The following is a 20,999-nucleotide window of genomic DNA, read 5'->3' on the forward strand; positions in this document are numbered from 1 at the left end:
ACCGGGCGGATCCGGGTGATCCGCCGCTGGAGACGACGCTCGAGTCCGAATCTGAAGCATGCCTGAAGCACAGGGGTTCTCCAGCGTCCTCCATGCTCGGTGGCCGCCGGAGCGTCCTACGGTGTCCGCCGTGCCTGTTCCCGCTCGAATCCTGGTCGTCGACGACGACGACTCCATCCGGACCTCCGTCGCGACGACCCTGCGTGCGGAGGGCTTCTCGGTCGCCGAGGCATCCGACGGACGCGACCTCGTCGAGGACCTCCGACGCGCCGCACCCGACCTCGTCCTGTTGGACTGGATGCTGCCCGGGCCGAGCGGCATCGTGCTCGCCGGCCGGGTGCGCTCCACCTCGGACGCCGCCGTCGTCATGATGACCGCGCGGGACGAGCTCGACGAGCGCTTGCGCGGCTTCGCCGAGGGTGCCGACGACTACGTGGTGAAGCCGTTCGCGATGGCCGAGCTGGTGGCGCGGGTGACGGCGGTGCTCCGGCGGCGCGGGCGGATCCCGTCGGTCGTCGAGGTCGGCGACCTCGTCCTCGACCCGGACGCCGCCACCGCTCGGCGTGCCGGGGTCCTGCTCGACCTCACCGCGACGGAGTTCCGCCTGCTGCGGTTCCTCGCCGAGAGCCGGGGCCGCACCGTGTCGAAGGGGCAGATCACGACGCAGGTGTGGGGCTACGACGACGTCGCGGCGAACGTCGTCGAGGTCCACCTCAGCGCCCTCCGACGCAAGATGGAGGCGCACGGGCCGCGGCTCGTGCACACCGTCCGCGGCCTCGGGTACCGGCTGAGCGACGAGCGGACGGCGGCGTGAGGGTCCACGACGGCGCGCTCCGCACGACCTCGTTGCGGCTGCGCACGGTCGTCGCGATCGTGGTCCTGCTCGCGGTGCTGCTCGCCGGGCTGGCGGTCGCCGTCGAGGTGCTGCTCGGCATCCGACTGCGCGCCCAGGCCGAGGACCGGCTCCGTGACCGGGCGTCGGCCGCCGCGGCGCTCGTCGGGACCGTCGACGCCGAGGACCTCGCCGACCGGCTCTCCGCGCAGGGGCTGTCGGTGCGCATCGTCCGGCCGGACGGCGGGGCCGTCGAGGCCGGTCCGACGCCGGACCAGCTGCGGACGGGCCCGCCGGACCCCGGCAGCCTGCCGGCAACGGTTCCGCGCGGCAGCGCACTCGTCGGCGGGACCACACCCACGGCCGCGGCGACGCCGACGACCACCGAGGACGGCGCCACGGTCACGTCGTCGTCCGTGCGCGAGGACGACGGGGTGCTCACCCTCGTGAGCCGACTCGACGACGGCACCCGCATCACGCTGACCGCCGGGACCCGCGATGTGCAGGACACCCTGGTCCAGCTCGGCTGGGTCATGGGCGGTGCCTCCGCGGCGTTCCTCGGGGTCGCCGTCCTCGGGGTGGTGGTCGTCGTCCGGCGGTCCCTGCGGCCGCTCGACGAGATGGCGACGACCGCGCGGTCGATCGCGGGCGGCGACCGTGGGCGGCGACTCCGACCCTCGCGGCAGGACACCGAGATCGGTCGCGTCGCCGTCGCCCTGGACGAGATGCTCGACGCCGTCGAGGGCGCGGAGCGTGAGGCGGTCGCCGCGGAGGCACGGGTCCGCTCGTTCCTCTCCGACGCCGCGCACGAGCTGCGGACGCCGGTCGCCGGGGTCCGGGCTGCAGCCGACACGCTCGTGCGCGACGGTGGCGGCGACGTCGCCACGCGCGAGGTGCTCGCCGTGCACGTCGTCCGCCAGGCCGACCGAGCCGCACGGCTCATCGAGGACATGCTCACGATGGCCCGGCTCGACCGGGGGATCGAACTCGACCGACGACCGGTGGACCTCGGCGCCTTCCTGGTGGCGGAGGGCGACCGGCTGCGGTTGCGGCTGCCGTCCGTCGCGCTCGAGGTCGTGGTGCCCGAGCGGCCCGTGTGCGCCGACGTCGACCCCGAGCGGCTCGCCCAGGTCGTCGGGAACCTCGTCGACAACGCCGCCCGCGCTGCCGGACCCGCCGGCCGGATCGTCGTCTCCCTCGACGACCGGGGAGCGGGCCCCGTGCTCCGGGTGGCGGACGATGGTCCGGGCATCCCGGCCCAGGACCGCGTGCGGGTGTTCGACCGACTCGTCCGCCTCGAGGCCGCTCGCGACGCCCGTTCCGGCGGGGCCGGACTGGGCCTGCCGATCGCACGGGGCATCGCCGAGGCGCACGGCGGGTCCCTGCAGCACGCCGACGACAACGAAGGCGGCGAGGGCGACGTGCTCGGCGGTGCGGTGTTCGACCTGCGGCTGCCGGCGGCGGTCGAGGGGCGGGGGCCCTGCTAGCCTGGAGGCCTCGCGAGTGTGGTGGAATCGGCAGACACGGGGCACTCAAAATGCTCTGCCTCACGGCGTGCGGGTTCAAGTCCCGCCACTCGTACAACGCAGGCTCACGGCGTGCGTGGCTGTTCCGGTACCGCGTCCCGCCACTCGTACCAACCGATTGTCGTGTGCTGACATGAAGCACTTCTGACGTCTAGTAGGCTTGCGGCTGTGAGTGACACAGAAGCAACTGCAACAGCACCCCGTCGCGTCGTCGTCGCCGAGGACGAGTCGCTCATCCGCCTCGACATCGTCGAGATCCTCCGCGACAACGGGTTCGACGTGGTCGGCGAGGCCGGCGACGGCGAGACCGCCGTGCAGCTCGCCACCGACCTCCGTCCCGACCTCGTCGTGATGGACGTCAAGATGCCTCAGCTCGACGGCATCTCCGCAGCCGAGAAGCTGTCCAAGAACCACATCGCTCCGGTGGTCCTCCTCACGGCGTTCAGCCAGAAGGACCTCGTCGAGCGTGCGACCGAGGCCGGCGCGCTGGCCTACGTGGTCAAGCCGTTCACCCCGAACGACCTGCTCCCCGCGATCGAGATCGCCCTCTCGCGGTACCAGCAGATCATCACGCTCGAGGCCGAGGTCGCCGACCTCGTCGAGCGCTTCGAGACCCGCAAGCTCGTCGACCGCGCCAAGGGCCTGCTCAACGAGAAGATGGGCCTCACCGAGCCCGAGGCGTTCCGCTGGATCCAGAAGGCCTCGATGGACCGCCGTCTGACCATGCACGACGTCGCCAAGGCGATCATCGAGCAGCTCAGCGCCAAGAAGTAGTACCACCCGTCGCTCACACCAGCGCCGTCGGACCCCGGTCCGGCGGCGCTGCTGCGTTCCCGGGCGCGTGGCGCGCTCGGTGTGTGTGCATGTTCCGACACGACACCGGTCGATCGACGCGTGTTCTGTCGCAGTGTGCAGACGCATCGTCTGCGTGTGCATGTTGCGACACGACACCAGTTGATCGACGCGTGGTCTGTCGGAGTGTGCGGACGCATGCACTGGCGGCCACGGGCGCGTGGGGCGGTGGAGGCGACCACCTGGCAGGCTGGAGCCGTGGACGACGTGGTGATCCGGGCCTCCCGGCCTGACGACATGCCGGCGGTGGCCGACCTGCGGTGGCGGTGGAGTGTGGGCGAGGGCGGCGCCGAGCCGGCCGCGACGCCGGACGACTACCGCGCGGCGATGACGGCCTTCGCCCGCGAACACCCGGACACGCACCGGTGCGTGGTCGCGGAGCGCGACGGTGCGGTGCTCGGCATGGCGTGGCTCGGACTCGTCGCCCGGCCGCCGACCCCGGACCGGCCGGGGCGACGCCTGACCGCCGACGTGCAGACCGTCTACGTGCACCCCGACCTGCGCGGGCTCGGCGTCGCCGGACGACTCGTCACCGCGCTGCTCGACATCGCGGACGACCTCGGCGTCGAGCGGACCTCGGTGCACTCGAGCGTCGACGGGGAGCGGCTGTACCGACGGCTCGGCTTCGGCGACGCACGGTTGCTGCTGCAGCGTCCGCCAGAGGACTGAGCGCCCGGTGCCTCAGCCGCGCGCGGGGAGCTGCTGGAGCGTCCAGGCGTTGCCGTCCGGGTCGGTGAAGAACACGAAGCGACCCCAGGCCAGTTCGTCGACACCGATCGCGTCGACGCCGAGTCCTTGCAGGTGGGCGAGGGCTTCGTCGGCGTCGGGGACCACCACCTGGACGGACTTCAGCGACCCGGGCTGGACGTCGGGCGACATGATGCCCTCGCCGAACGCGATCGAGCACGCCGACCCGGGCGGGGTGGCCTGCACGAACCGCACGTCGTCGGACACGCGCTGGTCGTGGTCGATCGTGAAGCCGATGCGTTCGTAGAACTCGCGGGCCCGGTCGACGTCGCTGACGGGGAACATGACGAGTTCGATCTTCCAGTCCATGACGGACTCCCTGCGTGCGTGCGAGGGGTTCAGCGCTGTTCGCAGTTCAGCGTGCCTCGCGGATGAGGTTGGTGATGCGGACGGTGGAGCAGCGGCGCCCCTGGTCGTCGGTGAGCACGATCTCGTGCGTGGTGAGCGTGTTGCCGAGGTGGATCGCGGTGCAGACACCGGTGACGGTGCCGGACGTGGCGCTGCGGGTGTGCGAGGCGTTCAGCTCGATGCCGACGGCGTAGCGGCCCTCGCCGGCGTGCACGTTGGCGGCCATCGAACCGAGGCTCTCGGCGAGGACGACGTAGGCGCCCCCGTGCAGCAGGCCGACCGGTTGGCGGTTGCCCTCGACCGGGATGCTGCCGACGGCGCGGTCGGCCGACATCTCGGTGATGACCATGCCCATCTTGTCGGCGAGCTCGCCCATCCCGCGGGCAGCGAGCCGCTCGTCGACGTTCCCGGTGATGGTGGCTTCGTCGGTCACGCGCTCGAACTCCTGTGTCGGATGGCGTCGGTAGGCTGTCCGGGTGTCGGACTCCGCAAAGCCTACCCTCATGGTCATCGACGGCCACTCGCTCGCCTTCCGGGCCTTCTACGCGCTGCCGGTCGACAGTTTCGTGAACCGCGACGGGCAGCACACGAACGCCATCCACGGCTTCATCTCGATGCTGCTCATGCTCCTGCAGCGCGAGAAGCCGACGCACCTGGCGGTGGCGTTCGACATCTCCCGGTTCTCGTTCCGCACCCGTGAGTACGAGGCGTACAAGGGCACCCGCTCCGAGACCCCGGCCGAGTTCAAGGGGCAGATCCCGCTGCTGCAGCAGGCGCTCGAGGCGATGGGCATCACGACGGTGACGAAGGAGGACTACGAGGCCGACGACATCCTCGCGACCCTGTCGTCCCAGGGTGCGGCGCAGGGGTACCAGGTGTACGTCGTCTCCGGCGACCGCGACGCCATCCAGCTCGTCAACGACGACGTGACACTGCTGTACCCGTCGGTCCGTGGCGTCTCCGAACTCACGCGGTACGACCGCGACAAGGTGTACGAGCGCTACGGCATCGAGCCGCACCAGTACCCGGACATCGCCGCGCTCGTCGGCGAGACCAGCGACAACCTGATCGGCATCGACAAGGTCGGCGAGAAGACCGCGGTGAAGTGGGTCACGCAGTACGGCTCGCTCGAGGGGGTCCTCGAACACGCGGACGAGATCAAGGGCGTCGTCGGCAACAACCTGCGCGAGCAGCAGGACCGTGCCGTCCGCAACCGCCGGCTCAACCGCCTGGTCACCGACGTCGAACTGCCCGTCGGTCCGGCCGACGTCGCGCTCCGGCCCCTCGACGAGACCGCCGTGCGCGAGCTGTTCGCCAAGCTGCAGTTCCGCACGCTGCTCGACCGCGTCTTCAAGGTCGCCGGCTCCGGTGAACCATCCGAGCAGCCGGCAGAGGGCGGGGTGACCGACGGCGCCGCGACCCCGCCGTCGGTGAAGACCCTGATCGACGAGGAACTCGGGTACTGGCTCGAGCGCCGCAACGCGTCCGAGGCGGCGAACGGCTACGGCGTCGCGGTCGAGGTCATCGACGGCCGACTCAGCACCATCGGCATCGCCACCCACGACGACGCCGTCCAGGTGCCCGGTGGCAGCGGCGCGAAGGACTACGAGCAGCTGTCGGCGTGGTTCGCCTCCGACGCTCCGAAGCACTTCCACGACGCCAAGACCGCGATCAAGGTGCTCGCGACCGCAGGTTTCGTCGTGAACGGCATCGCCGGCGACGCCCGCATCACGGGGTGGCTCGCCCAGCCCGGTAAGCAGGGCCAGCCGCTGGCCGACCTCGTCTACCAGGAGCTCGGCGAAGAGCTCCCCACCGCCGACCCGAACCAGCTCGTGCCGGAGACCGACCCGGTCAACGTCGGCGTGCACGCGTGGTTCGTCCTGCGGGTCACCACGGCGCTCCGTGCCCGGATCGACGAGTCGTCGCTCAAGGTCCTCGACGACATCGAGCTCCCGCTGGTGTCGGTGCTCGCGAGCATGGAGACGATCGGTGTCGGCATCGACCGCCCGGTGCTCACGGGGCTGTCGAAGGAACTGGGGGAGCGTGCCGCAGAGCTGGCGCAGCAGGCGTTCGCCGAGATCGGGCACGAGGTGAACCTCGGGTCGCCGAAGCAGCTGCAGGAAGTGCTGTTCACCGAGCTCGCGATGCCGAAGACCCGCAAGACGAAGACCGGGTTCTCGACCGACGCCGCGAGCCTGGCCGACCTGCAGGAGCAGCACCCGCACCCGTTCCTCGGCCTGCTGCTGCAGCACCGCGACGCCACGAAGCTCCGCCAGATCGTCGACACGCTCGACGCGGCGATCGTCGACGGGCGCATCCACACCCGGTACGAGCAGACCGGCAGCAGCACCGGCCGCATCTCGTCGACCGATCCGAACCTGCAGAACATCCCGGTGAAGACCGCGGTCGGACGCCGGGTCCGGTCGGCGTTCGCCGTCGCGGAGCCGTACACGACGCTCATCACGGCCGACTACTCGCAGATCGAGATGCGCATCATGGCGCACCTGTCCGGCGACCCCGGTCTCATCCAGGCGTTCAACGAGGGCGAGGACCTGCACCGCTTCGTCGGCGCCCGGGTGTTCGGCGTCGAGCCGGCCGAGGTCTCCGCCGAGATGCGCACCAAGGTCAAGGCGATGTCGTACGGCCTGGCCTACGGGCTCAGCGCGTTCGGGCTGTCGAAGCAGCTCCGCATCGAGCAGTCCGAGGCCCGGACGCTCATGACCGAGTACTTCGCCCGGTTCGGCGCCGTGCGCGACTACCTGCGCAACGTCGTCGAGCAGGCGCGCGAGGACGGCTACACCGAGACGATCTTCGGTCGTCGCCGGCCGTTCCCGGACCTGAAGAGCCCGAACCGCGTCCTGCGCGAGAACGCTGAGCGCGCTGCGTTGAACGCGCCGATCCAGGGCTCGGCGGCCGACATCATGAAGATCGCGATGCTCGGCGTCGACCAGGACCTGCGCGACGGCGGACTCGAGTCGCACCTGCTGCTCCAGGTGCACGACGAGCTCATCCTCGAGGTCGCGCCCGGTGAACAGGACCGCGTCGAGGAGATCCTGCGCACCCGGATGGGCAACGCCGCCGAACTCACCGTGCCGCTCGACGTCTCGGTCGGTCTCGGTGCGAACTGGGAGAGCGCGGCGCACTGACCGCGGGTCGCGACGCGACCACAGAACGGACGGGAGGCCCGGTGCCAGCTGGCACCGGGCCTCCCGTCCGTTCGTGGCCGGGCCCTCAGGCCGGCATCGCGACGACGCCGAACAGCTCGCCCTGGGGGCCGAGCACGATCGCCGAGCGCCCGAACGGGCTGTCGAACGGCTCCATCAGGGCGGTCCCACCCCGCTGGACGGCCGCCTCGACGGTCGCGTCGGTGTCGTCCGAGCCGAACCACGTCAACCAGTACGCCGGGACGCCCTCCGGCAGTCCGCCTGGTGGCGCGAAGACGCCAGCGACCGGGTCGGCCTCGGCGGGCGCTCCGGGCAGCTTCGCCGAGGCGTAGGGCTCCGACGGATCGCCGAACACGTCGTACGACCAGCCGAACAGGGCCGTGTAGAAGGCCTTCGCCGCCTCGGCGTCGCGCGTGTGCACCTCGGCCCAGCACGGAGCACCGGGCTCGTTGACCCGACCGGAGCCGTCGTGCGCCCCTGCCTGCCAGAGTCCCACGACCGCACCCGTCGGGTCTGCGGCGATCGCCATCCGACCGGCATCGAGCACGTCGAACGCGGGTGTCAGGACGCTGCCGCCTGCGGTGGTGACGCGAGCGGTGATGGCATCGACGTCGTCGGTGGCGAGGTACGCCGTCCAGCTCGGCGGCTGTCCCTCGCCCGTGAGCGGACCGATCCCGGCCACCGGGCGGCCACCGAGGAGCGCCGTGACGTACCCACCGGCCTCAGCGGGGCCGTCCTCGACGTGCCACCCGAACACCTCGGTGTAGAAGGTGCGGGCCGCGTCCACGTCGGGCACACCCAGGTCGGACCAGCAGGGCGTGCCCTCGGTCCAGCGACCATCGTGTTCGGACATGCAACATCCTTTCCTCTGACCGGACGGTCCCGGTGGCCACGATCCTAGGACCGCTGTCCGCCGTCCGAGCCGGTCGGTAGGGTCGAAGCATGAGCGAAGAGCGTCCCGTCCGCCAGCAGACCGCCGTCGACCACGTGGCCGAGGGATGGGTCGCCACCCTCGTCGACCTCGACCCGACGACGGCCACGTACATCGGTGTGCCGGGTCGCACCGGGGAGTACGGCGACACCTCGCCCGCCGGCGCGGCCGCCCTGGCCGACGCGGCACGGGCGGCGAAGCGCGCGCTCGACGCCGCGGCCGTGGTGGACCCCGTCGACGAGGTCACGAAGGCGGACCTCGGTGCCGAACTCGACCTGGTGCAGGAGTCGTACGCGCGGAAGCTGCACCTCCGCGACCTCAACGTGATCGCGAGCCCGGCCCAGTCGGTCCGCGAGATCATCGACCTGATGCCGACGGCGACCGAGTCGGACTGGCACGACGTCGCCAGCCGACTGCACGCGTTGCCGGACGCGCTCGAGGGCATCCGCGAGACCCTGCTCGAGGGCACGCGCGAGGACGTGACCCCGGCGAAGCGGCAGGTCGCCCTGGTCGCGGAGCAGGCCGCCCGCAACGGTGCCGAGGACGGCTTCTTCCGCCGGCTCGCCGAGGGTGCGGCGTTCGACGACGGCTCTCCCGTGCCGGACTCGCTCCGTGCCGAGCTGACCCGCGGGGCCGAGGTCGCGTCGGCCGCGTACCGGAGCCTCGGGCAGTTCCTCGAGCACGAGCTGTTGCCGCTCGCCACCCCGGTCGACGCCGTCGGGCGCGAGGCCTACGAGCTGCACTCCCGCCGGTTCCTCGGTGCCGTCGTCGACCTGGACGAGACGTACGAGTGGGGCCTCGAGGAACTCGCCCGCATGCGTGACGAGCAGGAGCGGATCGCGGACCGGATCGAACCGGGTGCCAGCGTGGCCCGGGCGATCGAGGTGCTGGACACCGACCCGTCGCGGATCCTGCACGGCACGGACGCCCTGCAGCGCTGGATGCAGGAGACGAGCGACGCCTCCGTCGCGGCGATGGCCGGCACGTACTTCGACATCCCGGAGCCGATCCGCCGGCTGGAGTGCCGCATCGCCCCGACGCAGGAAGGCGGGATCTACTACAGCGGGCCGTCCGACGACTTCTCGCGCGCGGGCCGGATGTGGTGGTCGGTGCCCGAGGGCGTCACCGAGTTCGGCACCTGGCGCGAGAAGACGACGGTCTACCACGAGGGCGTCCCCGGGCACCACCTGCAGATCAGCCAGGGCGTCTACAACCGCGGTGAGCTGAACACGTGGCGCCGCCAGCTGTCCGGATCGTCCGGGCACGTCGAGGGCTGGGCGCTCTACGCCGAGCGCCTGATGGAGCAGCTCGGGTTCCTCGACGACGACGGCGACCGGCTGGGCATGCTCGACGGCCAGCGCATGCGTGCCGCCCGCGTGGTGCTCGACATCGGCGTGCACCTGCAGAAGACCAACCCGGACGGCGGCGGCTGGACGTGGGAGTACGCCCTCGACTTCATGCGCGAGAACGTGAACATGGACGACGCGTTCGTGCAGTTCGAGGTCGCGCGGTACTTCGGGTGGCCAGGACAGGCGCCGTCGTACAAGGTGGGCCAGCGCGTGTGGGAGTCGATCCGCGACGAGGTCGCCGCCCGCGAAGGCGCCGACTTCGACCTGAAGTCGTTCCACCGTCGTGCGCTCGCCCTCGGCAGCATCGGTCTCGACACGCTGCGGAGCGCGCTGCTCGGCTGACGCGCGGGTGACACGCCCGGTTGTGGGGGCTCCGCCGGTGCGGTTAGACTTGTGCGGCGCAATCCGCGCCACTCAATCAATCGCCACGGCGGAGCACCACGGGGGTCTTCGACTCCCCGCACGCCACGGCCCGACTCATGTCCGTTCGGAGCAATCTCTACATGACAACCACTACGACCAAGGCTCCTAAGCAGGTCGCCATCAACGACATCGGTTCGGCTGATGACTTCCTGGCCGAGGTCGAGAAGACCCTGAAGTTCTTCAACGACGGTGATCTCATCTCCGGCACCGTCGTGAAGATCGACCGCGACGAGGTCCTCCTCGACGTCGGTTACAAGACCGAGGGCGTCATCCCCTCGCGCGAGCTCTCGATCAAGCACGACGTCGACCCCAACGAGGTCGTCAAGGTCGGCGACGAGGTCGAGGCCCTGGTCCTCCAGAAGGAGGACAAGGAAGGTCGCCTCATCCTGTCCAAGAAGCGTGCGCAGTACGAGCGCGCATGGGGCGACGTCGAGAAGATCAAGGAGTCCGACGGCGTCGTGACCGGCACGGTCATCGAGGTCGTCAAGGGTGGCCTGATCGTCGACATCGGTCTCCGCGGCTTCCTCCCCGCCTCGCTCATCGAGCTCCGTCGCGTCCGCGACCTCACGCCGTACCTCGGCCAGGAGATCGAGGCGAAGATCCTCGAGCTCGACAAGAACCGCAACAACGTGGTCCTGTCGCGCCGTGCGCTCCTCGAGCAGACGCAGTCCGAGTCCCGGACCACGTTCCTCAACAACCTGCACAAGGGCCAGGTCCGCAAGGGCATCGTGTCCTCGATCGTCAACTTCGGTGCGTTCGTGGACCTCGGCGGCGTCGACGGTCTCGTCCACGTCTCCGAGCTCAGCTGGAAGCACATCGAGCACGCCAGCGAGGTCGTCGAGGTCGGTCAGGAAGTCACTGTCGAGATCCTCGAGGTCGACCTGGACCGTGAGCGCGTGTCGCTCTCGCTCAAGGCGACGCAGGAGGACCCGTGGCAGGTCTTCGCCCGCACCCACGCGATCGGTCAGATCGCACCGGGCAAGGTCACGAAGCTCGTCCCGTTCGGTGCCTTCGTCCGCGTTGCCGACGGCATCGAGGGCCTGGTGCACATCTCCGAGCTCTCGAACAAGCACGTCGAGCTCGCCGAGCAGGTCGTCTCGGTCAACGACGAGGTCTTCGTCAAGATCATCGACATCGACCTCGACCGTCGCCGCATCTCGCTCAGCCTCAAGCAGGCGAACGAGGGCGTGGACCCCGAGGGCACCGAGTTCGACCCGGCGCTCTACGGCATGCCGACCGAGTACGACGACAAGGGTGACTACAAGTACCCGGACGGCTTCGACCCGGAGACGAACGAGTGGCTCGAGGGCTACGACACCCAGCGCACCGAGTGGGAGGGCCAGTACGCGGCCGCCCAGGGTCGTTGGGAAGCCCACAAGGCGCAGGTCGCGAAGACCATCGCCGACGAGGAAAAGGGTGGCTTCGACCTCCCGGCCGGCGCATCGACGTCGTCCGCTTCCTCTTCGTCGTCGTTCTCGAGCGAGACCGGTGGTGCAAGCCCCCTCGCCGACGACGCTTCGCTGGCGGCGCTCCGCGAGAAGCTCAGCTCGACCAACTGATCGAGCGAGTCGCACTGACCGGAAGCCCGGCATCCCCCAGGGGGTGCCGGGCTTCCGGCGTTTCCACGCTGCGGGTCGTTAGCCTGTCGCAGTGCGCATCATCGGTCTCACGGGCGGCATCGCCGCGGGCAAGTCGACGGTCTCCAAGCGGTGGGCGGAGCTCGGCGGCATCGTCGTCGATGCCGACCGGCTGGCACGGGACGCCGTCGCACCCGGCAGCCCCGGGCTCGCGCAGGTCGCCGAGCGCTTCGGTCACTCGGTGATCGCGGCCGACGGCTCACTCGATCGCCCCGCGCTCGGAGCGATCGTGTTCTCCGACCCGGCGGCACGCAAGGACCTCGAGGCGATCACCCACCCCGAGGTCTGGCGGCTCGCCCAGCGTGCGTTCGACGCGGCCGAAGCCGCCGACCCGGACGCCGTCGTCGTGTACGACGTACCCCTGCTCGCCGAGGCCCGCGGATCCCGGCCGCTCCGGTTCGATGCGGTCGTGGTCGTCGACGCCCCCGCTGCGCAGCGCATCGAGCGGCTGGTGGAGCACCGTGCCATGGAACGCGACGAGGCCGAGCGCCGGGTGGCCGCACAGGCGAGCGACGCCGACCGACTCGCCCTCGCCGACCACGTCGTCGACGCGACGGGCACCCTCGACCAGACGATCCGATCGGCCGACGAGGTGTGGTCGCGGATCACCTCGTGAAGCACCGTCTGCTGCTCGTCCTCGCCGCGATCGTGCTCGTCGCGATCGGCGGCGGCGCGCTGGTCGCGGCGAACCTGCTCGGTGCGCAGCGCATCGAGGACGAGGGACGGGTCCCCACGATCGATCGTTCGCACGCCGACGAGCCACCGTCGGGCGACGAGCGCGGACCCGAGGGGGAGTTCCACCGCTTCCGTCTCGGAACCGTCAACGGCGAGCGACTGACCCCGAACCGCGACGACTTCGCCGCCCGCACCTCGACCGACGGCCCCCTGCTGTTGTTCCTGCCCGCGACGAGGTCCCGCCCGGCGGAGTACCAGCGGTTCCTCGGGCAGGCCCTGGCGGACGGGTACCACGTGCTCGGGCTGGACTACTGGAACCTCGGTCGCACCCTGTCCGGCACGTGTGAGTCCGACGCCCGCTGCTACGGCATGGTGCAGCGCAACCGGTTCGACGGCACCCGTCAGTCCGAGTTCAGTTCGGTGACGCCCGCCGGGTCGATCGTGTCGCGTTTCCGTGACGCGGTGGCCTACCTCGACGACCACGACCCCGACGGCGGGTGGGGCCGCTTCGTGCAGGGTGACGACGACATCGCCTGGCAGGACATCGTCGTGGCGGGACACTCCCAGGGCGGCGGCGAGGCGGCGTACATCGCGCACATCCGGTCCGTCCGCGGCGCGCTGATGTTCTCGTCGCCCGTCGAGTCACGGGGGCCGTCGCACGCGGCGTGGATGAACCGCCCCGGCAAGACCCCCGTCGCCCGGATGTACGCCGTCGACGACGTCCGCGACACCTTCGGCCCGCGGATCACCGGGTCGTGGCGGGTCCTCGGGCTCGACGGCGTCGACGGCCCCTTCCGGACGGACACCGATCCACCGCTCGCCGGCGCGGACCCGCACGCGATCCTGACCGACGTCCGGGGCCGGGGGAAGGCGCACTCGTTCATCATCAAGGACTCCACGCCGCTCGGACCGGACGGGGAACCCCGGATGACCGCGCTCTGGCAGTGGATGCTGCACCGGTTCCCCTCTGACGGCTCATAGGCTCGCGCAATAGCCTCTGCTGGTGCAGCCCGTCGACGGAGAACCCGACCTGCGCTCGCTCATCCGCGACCGCGCGGCGGAGAGCCCCGAGCGCCCCTACCTGGAGGACGCCCGTTCCGCGCGCGTCCTGACCTACCGAGCGCTCGAGGACGCCGTGACCGCCTGGTCCGCGACGTTCGACGCGATCGGCGTACCCGCCTCCGGAGCCGTCCTCGTCGACGTCGGCGACCCCCTCGCGTTCGCCGTGGTGCACCTGACCGCCGTGGCGACCGGGCGCCGTGCCGTCCCGGTGGACACCGGACAGCCGGCGACCGAGCCGGGCCGTCTCGCAGACCTGATCGGCGGGGCCTCGATCGTGGTGTCGGACCGCGCCGTGGACGGGACCGTCCCCGGAGTGCCCGCCAGCGGGATCGACGCGGCCACGTTCCTCCCGGCCGCCGTCCGTGACGGTGACGTGCCCACGCAGAGCCCGGACGCACCGGGCGAGGGGTCCGTGGTGCTCTTCACCTCCGGGTCGACCGGCGCTCCGAAGGGCGTCGAGCTGCCGGAGTCGCAGCTGCTGTTCGTCGCGCGGGCGGTCGCGCGGCACAACGGGTTGACCGGCCGCGACCGCGGGTTCAACTCGCTGCCGCTGTTCCACGTCAACGCCGAGGTCGTCGGCCTACTGGCGACGCTCGTCGCCGGGGCGACGCTCGTGCTCGACGTGCGCTTCCGGCGGACCGGGTTCTGGGAACTGCTCGCCGAGCGGCGCATCACCTGGCTGAACGCGGTGCCGGCGATCCTCGCCGTGCTCGCGAAGACCGGGCCGTTGGACTTCCCGGAGGGCCTCCGGTTAGTCCGGAGCGCTTCGGCACCGCTGCCGGACCCGGTGCGCACGGCACTCGGTGACGTCCCGCTCGTCGTGAGCTGGGGGATGACCGAAGGTGCGTCGCAGATCACCGCGACACCGCTGGACGCGCCTGCTCGCCCCGGGACCGTCGGCGTGCCCGTCGGGTCCGAGGTGCAGGCACGCGACGAGGACGGCGCAGCCCTGCCCGCCGACGAGGTCGGTGCGCTGTGGGTGCGCGGCCCGGGGATCGTCGGGCGCTACCTGTTCGGGCGCGCTCCCGACCGCTTCGACGCCGACGGCTGGCTGAGCACGGGAGACGTGGGGTCCGTCGCTGCGGACGGCTGGGTCTCGCTCGCCGGACGCTCCGACGACGTCATCAACCGTGGCGGCGAGAAGGTCTACCCCTCCGAGGTCGAGGACGTCCTGCTCGGCGATCCCCGGGTGCTCGAAGCCGTGGTGGTCGGGCGGCCGGACGACGTGCTCGGGGCCGTCCCGGTGGCGTACGTGATCCTGCAGCAGGACGCAGCGGACGCCGCTGGGCTCGTCGCCGACCTGACCGCGCGCGCCGAGGCCCACCTCACCCGCTTCCGCCGCCCCGTCGAGATCATCGTGGTCCCCGACCTGCCGCGCGCGCCCACCGGCAAGGTGCAGCGGGCGAAGGTGCGGACGATGGCGCAGCCGTCGTGACCGGCGTGCAGCCGCAGCCACAGGCCCAGCCGCAGCCGCAGGTCCAGCCGCAGGTCCAGACCCCGACCCGCACCGCGGCGGGCAAGCCACGCCACCTGTACGAGGTCGACGTCCTCCGGATCCTGACCTTCGCCTGCGTCATCGGCGTGCACACCACCAGCCACACCGCCGCCTCCGACGACGTCGGCCTGAACGCGCTGCTCGCCCTGCTGCACTTCACGCGGCTCGTCTTCTTCTCGCTGACGGCGTTCGTGCTCGTCTACAGCTACACACTGCGACCGCGGCCGATGGCGCAGTTCTGGCCGAAGCGGTTCCTGCTCGTCGGCGTGCCGTACCTGGCGTGGTCGTTCGTGTACGTCGGCTCGAGCTGGCTCCTCAGCAGCACCCGTCGGGGCGACGTGCCCGACCTGGTGCGCACCCTCGCCGAGGGCATCGTCACCGGCTCGTCCTGGTACCACCTGTACTTCCTGCTCGTGACCATGCAGGTGTACCTGCTGTTGCCGGTCATCGTGTGGCTGGTCCGGAAGACCCGCGGGCACCACGTCACGACGCTCGTCGTGGCGCTGGTGGTGCAGCTCGTCGTGTTCGCCGGGTACAAGTACTTCCCGGCGAGCGACGCCTGGCTGCACGGCTACCAGAAGCAGTTCTTCTTCTCGTACGTGTTCTTCATCGTCTCCGGGGCGATCGCCGCCGACCACGCCGACGCGTTCCTCCGGTTCATCCGGGTGCACCGCCGGGCCGCGCTCTGGGCCTTCGCCGGCGTCGGCGCACTGACGCTCGGTGTCTGGGCGCTCCAGGTCGCCCTCGGACAGTCGCTCTACGCCGCCGGCACGCCACTGCAACCGATCGAGGCCGTGTGGAGCACCGCGGTCTTCGTCGGCTTCCTGGCGATCGGTGCGCGCTGGGCGGATCGTCGGCGTCCCGGCAGCCCGGTCGCGCGCTTCGTCGACTACGCCTCGGACCGGTCGTTCGGGATCTTCCTGAGCCACCCGTTCCTGATCTGGATCCTGCTGTACGGCGACAGCTGGCTCGAGGCCGTGGTGCCGCGGCCGTGGCTGACGCTCGTCACGTACCTGCTCGTGGTGGTGCTGTCCGTGGCGGTCACCGAGGTGTTCCGGTGGACTCCGCTGAGCGTGCCGCTCACCGGCCGGCCGTCGCTCGCGTCCCGCGCCCAGCGTCGGGCGCGCAGCCCGCAGCGCTGACCCGTGCGTTCCGGGCGTCCCTGGTCGGTCCTCCCGACCAGGGACGCCCGTTCCTGCTTGCTGTGCGCGGCGGCGGGTGCGCGTCGCGGCGGTGGAGGCGCTGCGCGGCGGACGGGAGGCGCGGGTCGGCCCAGACCCGTGCCTCCCGTCCGCCTCGTGGGGACCACCAGGGCCCCGCGCACGCCCGCGGGTCCCGCTGCGAACAGTGGAATCGGGCGTACCTGGTCGTTCCTCTCGACCAGGTACGCCCGATCCGGCGCGGCGTGCCGCTGACAGCGCGAGTCGCGGGTCAGGCGGCGCGCTGCTCGGCGGCGGGGGTGCCGACCTCGAGGACGCCGTTCGTCGACGTGAGCCGCTGCGGCTTCATGAACCACGCGACGACCGCCGCGGCGCCGAGCAGCACGCACGACAGGGCGAACGGCAGCTGCCAGCCTGACGCGTCGATGAGCAGCCCGAAGACAATGGGGGAGACCACGCCGGCGATGCCGAAGCCGGTGTTCATGAAGCCGGACGCGGTGCCGGACCACTGCGGGGCGACGTCCATCGGGATCGCCCAGAGGTTCGCGTTGCAGAGCTCCAGGAAGAAGAACGACAGCGCGAGCGAGATCGTCGCGACGAGCAGGCCCTGCCCGATGACGAGCGGGATGAGGCAGACGAGCGACCCGCCGAGTCCGATCACCAGGACGGTCCGTCGGGCGTTCCGGGTGTTGCCGCCGCGGTGGATGATCCGGTCGCTGAGCATGCCGCCGACCGTGTCCCCGACGACGCCGGCGAGCAGGATGAGCGTGGTGAACAGCGCGAAGTCGCCGATCTCGAGCCCGTAGGTCGAGCTGAGGAACGTCGGCAGCCACGTGAGGAACACCCAGAGGGTCCAGCCGTAGCCGAAGTCGACGAAGGTCACCGGCAGGATCTGCCGCGCCATCTGCCGCCACGGCACCGGCGGACGGGTCGCACGCGTCTCGACGGGCGGGAGCTCGTCGATCTCGACCTGCGTGATGCCCTTCGTGGACTCGGGCTTGTCGCGGAACCAGACGAACCAGACGATGCCCCAGGCGAAGGACAGGACCGCCGTGGCGAAGAACGCCCACCGCCAGCTGCCCGTCGAACCGATCACCCAGGCGACGAGCAGCGGGGCCAGCGCGTTGCCGAGCCGGGCCGCGGAGTGCACGACGCCCTGCGCGAAGCCGTTGCGGTCGCGGGGGATCCAGCGGGTCATGGCCTGGGTCGCGGTCGGGAACGCCGCGGCCTCGCTGAGCCCGAGGAGCGCCCGGGCCGCGAACAGGGTCCAGAAGCCGACGGCGAAGCCGGTCCACAGTGTCGCGACGCCCCACACCACGGTGATGACGAAGAGGGCCTTGCGCGGTCCGAACTTCTCGCTGATCGTGCCGCCGAAGACCTGCAGCAGCGCGTAGGGCAGCGAGAACGCGGACACGATCAGGCCCGCGGTGGCCTCGTTGAAGCCGAACTCCTCGGTGATGTGCGGCAGTGCCGTCGAGATGTTCGTCCGGTCGATGTACGAGATCGCGTACATGCAGCAGAGCAGGAGGAGCACTCGTCCGCGGATGCGACCGCGGAACGGGGTGCCCTTCGTCGGTGCGGCGGGGGTCGCCGTCGTCATGGGGCCTCTTCGGGTGTGGCTCGTGCTGGCTCGTCGGGGACGTGCGGAGCGATCGGGTTGCTGAACGGACCGGATGCTATGCCCGCTGGTTATCAGCGGACTTGGAGGCTGCTTGGCGAGGACGATACGCCCAGGGCGAGCAGGGGCGCCGGTGTCAGGGGTGCCGACTACCGTTGATGCCATGGGTGTTGCGATCGAACCGACCCGAGCGGTACGTCCGTTCGAGGTCATCAGCGAGTACACGCCGAGTGGCGACCAGCCCGCGGCCATCGCCGAGCTCGCCGGGCGCATCAACGCCGGTGAGACCGACGTCGTGCTGCTCGGTGCGACCGGTACGGGCAAGTCAGCGACGACCGCGTGGCTCATCGAGCAGGTGCAGCGGCCGACGCTCGTGCTCGCGCACAACAAGACCCTCGCGGCCCAGTTGGCGAACGAGTTCCGCAGTCTGATGCCGAACAACGCGGTCGAGTACTTCGTGTCGTACTACGACTACTACCAGCCCGAGGCGTACGTCCCGCAGACGGACACCTTCATCGAGAAGGACTCCTCGGTGAACGCCGAGGTCGAGCGGCTCCGGCACTCGACGACCAACTCGCTGCTCAGCCGGCGCGACGTCGTCGTGGTGTCGACGGTGTCCTGCATCTACGGCCTCGGCACACCCGAGCAGTACATGAACGCCTCGGTGGCACTGCACGTCGGGCAGACGATCTCGCGCGACCAGCTCGTGCGCAAGTTCGTCTCGATGCAGTACCAGCGCAACGACGTCGACTTCGCCCGCGGTACCTTCCGCGTGCGCGGCGACACCATCGAGATCATCCCGATGTACGAAGAGCACGCCATCCGGATCGAGATGTTCGGCGACGAGGTCGAAGCGCTCTCGTCCCTGCACCCGCTGACCGGCAACGTGATCAACGACCTGCCCGCCGTGTCGATCTTCCCGGCGTCGCACTACGTCGCCGACACCGACGTCATGCACCGCGCCATCGTCGACATCAAGGCGGAGCTCGCCGAGCGCCTGGCCGAGCTCGAGGGGCAGGGCAAGCTGCTCGAGGCCCAGCGGCTCCGCATGCGCACCACGTTCGACATCGAGATGATGGAGCAGATCGGCTTCTGCTCCGGCATCGAGAACTACTCGCGGCACATGGACGGCCGCGTCGCGGGCGAGGCACCGCACTGCCTCATCGACTACTTCCCCGACGACTTCCTCATCGTCATCGACGAGTCGCACGTCACCGTGCCGCAGATCGGCGCGATGTACGAAGGCGACGCCTCGCGCAAGCGCACCCTCGTCGACCACGGGTTCCGGCTGCCGAGCGCGCTCGACAACCGTCCGCTGCGGTTCGAGGAGTTCCTCGACCGCGTCGGGCAGAAGGTCTTCCTGTCGGCGACGCCCGGTCGGTACGAGCTCGGCATCACGGACAGCGTCGTCGAGCAGATCATCCGCCCGACCGGCCTCGTCGATCCCGAGATCGTCGTGAAGCCGAGCGACGGCCAGATCGACGACCTGCTCGAGGAGATCAAGCAGCGCGTCGACAAGGACGAGCGCGTGCTCGTCACGACCCTGACGAAGCGCATGGCGGAAGAGCTGACCGACTTCCTCGGCAACGCCGGTGTGCGGGTGCGGTACCTGCACTCCGACGTCGACACGCTCAAGCGCGTCGAGCTCCTGACCGAACTGCGACAGGGCGTCTACGACGTGCTCGTCGGCATCAACCTGCTTCGAGAAGGCCTCGACCTGCCCGAGGTGTCCCTGGTGGCCATCCTCGACGCCGACAAGGAAGGCTTCCTGCGGTCGTCGACGTCGCTCATCCAGACGATCGGTCGCGCGGCCCGCAACGTGTCGGGCCAGGTGCTCATGTACGCCGACAAGATGACCGACTCGATGAAGACCGCGATCGAGGAGACCGATCGTCGTCGCGAGAAGCAGGTCGCCTACAACCTGGAGCGCGGCATCGACCCGCAGCCGCTCCGCAAGAAGATCGCCGACATCACCGAGGTGCTGCAGCGCGAGAACGACGACACGAAGGCGCTGCTGCAGGGTCGTCCCGGCGCCGACGGTCGCCGCTCGCCCACGCCCAACCTGAAGCGGGGCGGCATCGCGGGCGAGGGCGCGACCCAGCTCGAGGCGACGATCGGCGACCTCAACGACCAGATGCTGCAGGCCGCGGCCGAGCTGAAGTTCGAGCTCGCCGCGCGACTCCGTGACGAGGTGCAGGACCTGAAGAAGGCGCTGCGGCAGATGGAGTCGGCCGGGCATGTCAGCTGACGGTCGCCGCACGGTCGTCGTCACCGGGGCGAGCGCGGGCCTCGGGTACCACGCGGCCGAGCAGCTCGCCGCGTCGGGGCACCGGGTCGTGCTCGCCACCCGCGACCGCGGTCGCGCAGCAGCAGCGGAACAGAGCATCCGGCGGCACGTGGACGGAGCGTCGTTGGCGCACGTGCACCTCGACCTCGCCGACCTCGACTCCGTCCGTGCCGCCGCTGACGAGCTCGCGGCCCTCGAACCGGACGGCGTCGACGCGATCGTGAACAACGCCGGCGTCGTCGGGGCCTCGACCCCGAGCACCACTGCACAGGGCACCGAGCTGCAGATCGGCACGAACCACCTGGGGCACTTCGCCTGGACGGCGCTGACGATGCCGCTGCTCGAACAGCGTGGCGGTCGCGTCGTGCACCTCGGGTCGATCGCACACCGGTGGGCCAGCCTCGACACGGGCGACCCGTTCCGCGTCGGCCACTACTCCAGCTACCGGCAGTACGGCCGCAGCAAGCTCGCGGTGATGCTGTTCGGCTTCGAACTCGCCCAGCGGTTGGCGGATGCGGGCTCGTCCGTCGCCAGCGTGGTCGCGCACCCCGGACTGTCGCTCGACGCGCTCTCGCCGGAGCGCCCGGACGTCGCACCGTCGCGCCCGGAACCCGCGTGGACCCGGCCGGCGCAGCGTCTGTACGCCCAGGGCAAGGACGCCGGTGCCGAACCCCTCGTGCACGCTGCGGTCGCCGCGGACGTGCGCTCGGGGGAGTACTGGGGCCCGGCCGGGTGGATGCAGCTGCGCGGACCCGCAGCCGTGGTCCGTGCCGAGCCGCGCGCCCACGACCGGACCGCCGCCGCTCGGCTCTGGACGGCCAGCGAGCGTCGTTCCGGGGTCGCGTTCGCTCTCGACGCACTCGTCTGACCACCGACTCGCGGGCGGATGTCGG

General features: G+C 70.7%; 17 protein-coding genes and 1 tRNA gene. 14 read left to right on the top strand and 4 right to left on the bottom strand.

The features are described 5' to 3' along the window. Positions 1 to 130: 130 nt before the first annotated feature. From EDF33_RS13605 to EDF33_RS13625, 5 genes are all read left to right on the top strand, one after another. Entirely contained in the window at positions 131 to 814 is a 684-nt protein-coding gene (locus tag EDF33_RS13605) for a response regulator transcription factor (RefSeq protein ID WP_243692451.1), read from the top strand. Further along, the gene (locus EDF33_RS13610; RefSeq protein WP_131920098.1) at positions 811 to 2,319 is read left to right on the top strand and encodes a HAMP domain-containing sensor histidine kinase; all 1,509 of its coding nucleotides are present in this window, start codon (positions 811 to 813) and stop codon (positions 2,317 to 2,319) included. The genes EDF33_RS13605 and EDF33_RS13610 overlap by 4 nt, the downstream gene beginning before the upstream one ends. 12 nt (positions 2,320 to 2,331) lie before the next feature. After that, positions 2,332 to 2,413: transfer RNA gene (locus EDF33_RS13615), tRNA-Leu, on the top strand. Between the two features lie 113 nt (positions 2,414 to 2,526). Continuing rightward, positions 2,527 to 3,132: a response regulator gene (locus EDF33_RS13620; protein ID WP_071291723.1), complete on the top strand. Its 606-nt coding sequence runs from the start codon at positions 2,527 to 2,529 to the stop codon at positions 3,130 to 3,132. Positions 3,133 to 3,408: 276 nt separating this feature from the next. Continuing rightward, entirely contained in the window at positions 3,409 to 3,879 is a 471-nt protein-coding gene (locus EDF33_RS13625; protein WP_159571203.1) for a GNAT family N-acetyltransferase, read from the top strand. Positions 3,880 to 3,891: 12 nt separating this feature from the next. Here the strand turns inward: EDF33_RS13625 and EDF33_RS13630 are convergent, their stop codons facing one another. Further along, positions 3,892 to 4,266 (bottom strand): VOC family protein, encoded by a 375-nt coding sequence (locus tag EDF33_RS13630; RefSeq protein WP_131879602.1) that lies wholly within the window; start codon positions 4,264 to 4,266, stop codon positions 3,892 to 3,894. 46 nt (positions 4,267 to 4,312) lie between these two features. After that, a complete protein-coding gene (locus EDF33_RS13635; RefSeq protein ID WP_111084165.1) occupies positions 4,313 to 4,681 on the bottom strand; it encodes a hotdog fold thioesterase in 369 nt (122 codons plus the stop codon). Positions 4,682 to 4,781: 100 nt separating this feature from the next. Here EDF33_RS13635 and polA point away from each other — a divergent pair, with 100 nt between their 5' ends. After that, positions 4,782 to 7,451, top strand: a complete 2,670-nt coding sequence (gene polA / locus EDF33_RS13640) for a DNA polymerase I (RefSeq protein ID WP_132100311.1) — start codon at positions 4,782 to 4,784, stop codon at positions 7,449 to 7,451. A gap of 85 nt (positions 7,452 to 7,536) precedes the next feature. Here the strand turns inward: polA and EDF33_RS13645 are convergent, their stop codons facing one another. Then, positions 7,537 to 8,322 carry a VOC family protein gene (locus EDF33_RS13645; RefSeq protein WP_132100312.1) on the bottom strand — a complete coding sequence of 262 codons (786 nt, stop codon included), beginning with the start codon at positions 8,320 to 8,322 and terminating at the stop codon, positions 7,537 to 7,539. A gap of 89 nt (positions 8,323 to 8,411) precedes the next feature. On the opposite strand from EDF33_RS13645, the gene EDF33_RS13650 reads away from it, so the two are divergent. The 6 genes from EDF33_RS13650 (at position 8,412) to EDF33_RS13675 (ending at position 16,183) form a co-directional block, all read left to right on the top strand. Beyond that, positions 8,412 to 10,091: a DUF885 domain-containing protein gene (locus EDF33_RS13650; RefSeq protein ID WP_132100313.1), complete on the top strand. Its 1,680-nt coding sequence runs from the start codon at positions 8,412 to 8,414 to the stop codon at positions 10,089 to 10,091. Positions 10,092 to 10,252: 161 nt separating this feature from the next. After that, positions 10,253 to 11,731, top strand: coding sequence for a 30S ribosomal protein S1 (gene rpsA / locus EDF33_RS13655; protein WP_111083948.1), 1,479 nt, complete (start codon positions 10,253 to 10,255; stop codon positions 11,729 to 11,731). Between the two features lie 91 nt (positions 11,732 to 11,822). Continuing rightward, on the top strand, positions 11,823 to 12,425 hold the full coding sequence (gene coaE, locus EDF33_RS13660) for a dephospho-CoA kinase (RefSeq protein ID WP_132100314.1): 603 nt from the start codon (positions 11,823 to 11,825) through the stop codon (positions 12,423 to 12,425). Beyond that, complete coding sequence (locus EDF33_RS13665; RefSeq protein WP_132100315.1) at positions 12,422 to 13,465, top strand: hypothetical protein; 1,044 nt, start codon at positions 12,422 to 12,424, stop codon at positions 13,463 to 13,465. Before coaE ends, EDF33_RS13665 begins: the two co-directional genes overlap by 4 nt. Positions 13,466 to 13,487: 22 nt before the next feature. Continuing rightward, on the top strand, positions 13,488 to 14,981 hold the full coding sequence (locus EDF33_RS13670; protein WP_132100316.1) for an AMP-binding protein: 1,494 nt from the start codon (positions 13,488 to 13,490) through the stop codon (positions 14,979 to 14,981). After that, positions 14,978 to 16,183, top strand: a complete 1,206-nt coding sequence (locus EDF33_RS13675) for an acyltransferase (protein ID WP_132100317.1) — start codon at positions 14,978 to 14,980, stop codon at positions 16,181 to 16,183. Before EDF33_RS13670 ends, EDF33_RS13675 begins: the two co-directional genes overlap by 4 nt. A 289-nt stretch (positions 16,184 to 16,472) precedes the next feature. On the opposite strand, the gene EDF33_RS13680 is transcribed toward EDF33_RS13675, so the two are convergent. Continuing rightward, on the bottom strand, positions 16,473 to 17,801 hold the full coding sequence (locus EDF33_RS13680; RefSeq protein ID WP_132100318.1) for an MFS transporter: 1,329 nt from the start codon (positions 17,799 to 17,801) through the stop codon (positions 16,473 to 16,475). A 193-nt stretch (positions 17,802 to 17,994) separates the two neighbouring features. Between EDF33_RS13680 and uvrB the strand changes: the two genes are divergently transcribed. Together uvrB and EDF33_RS13690 are read left to right on the top strand one after the other, a co-directional pair. Beyond that, entirely contained in the window at positions 17,995 to 20,067 is a 2,073-nt protein-coding gene (gene uvrB, locus EDF33_RS13685) for an excinuclease ABC subunit UvrB (RefSeq protein ID WP_111084166.1), read from the top strand. Continuing rightward, on the top strand, positions 20,057 to 20,974 hold the full coding sequence (locus EDF33_RS13690; protein ID WP_132100319.1) for an SDR family NAD(P)-dependent oxidoreductase: 918 nt from the start codon (positions 20,057 to 20,059) through the stop codon (positions 20,972 to 20,974). Before uvrB ends, EDF33_RS13690 begins: the two co-directional genes overlap by 11 nt. The last annotated feature ends 25 nt before the right edge of the window (positions 20,975 to 20,999 follow it).

The organism is Curtobacterium sp. PhB146 (assembly GCF_004342995.1).
Lineage (GTDB): Bacteria > Actinomycetota > Actinomycetes > Actinomycetales > Microbacteriaceae > Curtobacterium.

Excerpts from the sequence above, each read along its gene's own strand:
- EDF33_RS13630 (WP_131879602.1), bottom strand. The coding sequence starts at position 4,266 with ATGGACTGGAAGATCGAACTCGTCATGTTCCCCGTCAGCGACGTCGAC.
- EDF33_RS13635 (WP_111084165.1), bottom strand. The coding sequence starts at position 4,681 with ATGGGCGAGCTCGCCGACAAGATGGGCATGGTCATCACCGAGATGTCG.
- EDF33_RS13645 (WP_132100312.1), bottom strand. The coding sequence starts at position 8,322 with ATGTCCGAACACGATGGTCGCTGGACCGAGGGCACGCCCTGCTGGTCC.
- EDF33_RS13650 (WP_132100313.1), top strand. The coding sequence starts at position 8,412 with ATGAGCGAAGAGCGTCCCGTCCGCCAGCAGACCGCCGTCGACCACGTG.
- rpsA (WP_111083948.1), top strand. The coding sequence starts at position 10,253 with ATGACAACCACTACGACCAAGGCTCCTAAGCAGGTCGCCATCAACGAC.
- EDF33_RS13680 (WP_132100318.1), bottom strand. The coding sequence starts at position 17,801 with ATGACGACGGCGACCCCCGCCGCACCGACGAAGGGCACCCCGTTCCGC.
- EDF33_RS13690 (WP_132100319.1), top strand. The coding sequence starts at position 20,057 with ATGTCAGCTGACGGTCGCCGCACGGTCGTCGTCACCGGGGCGAGCGCG.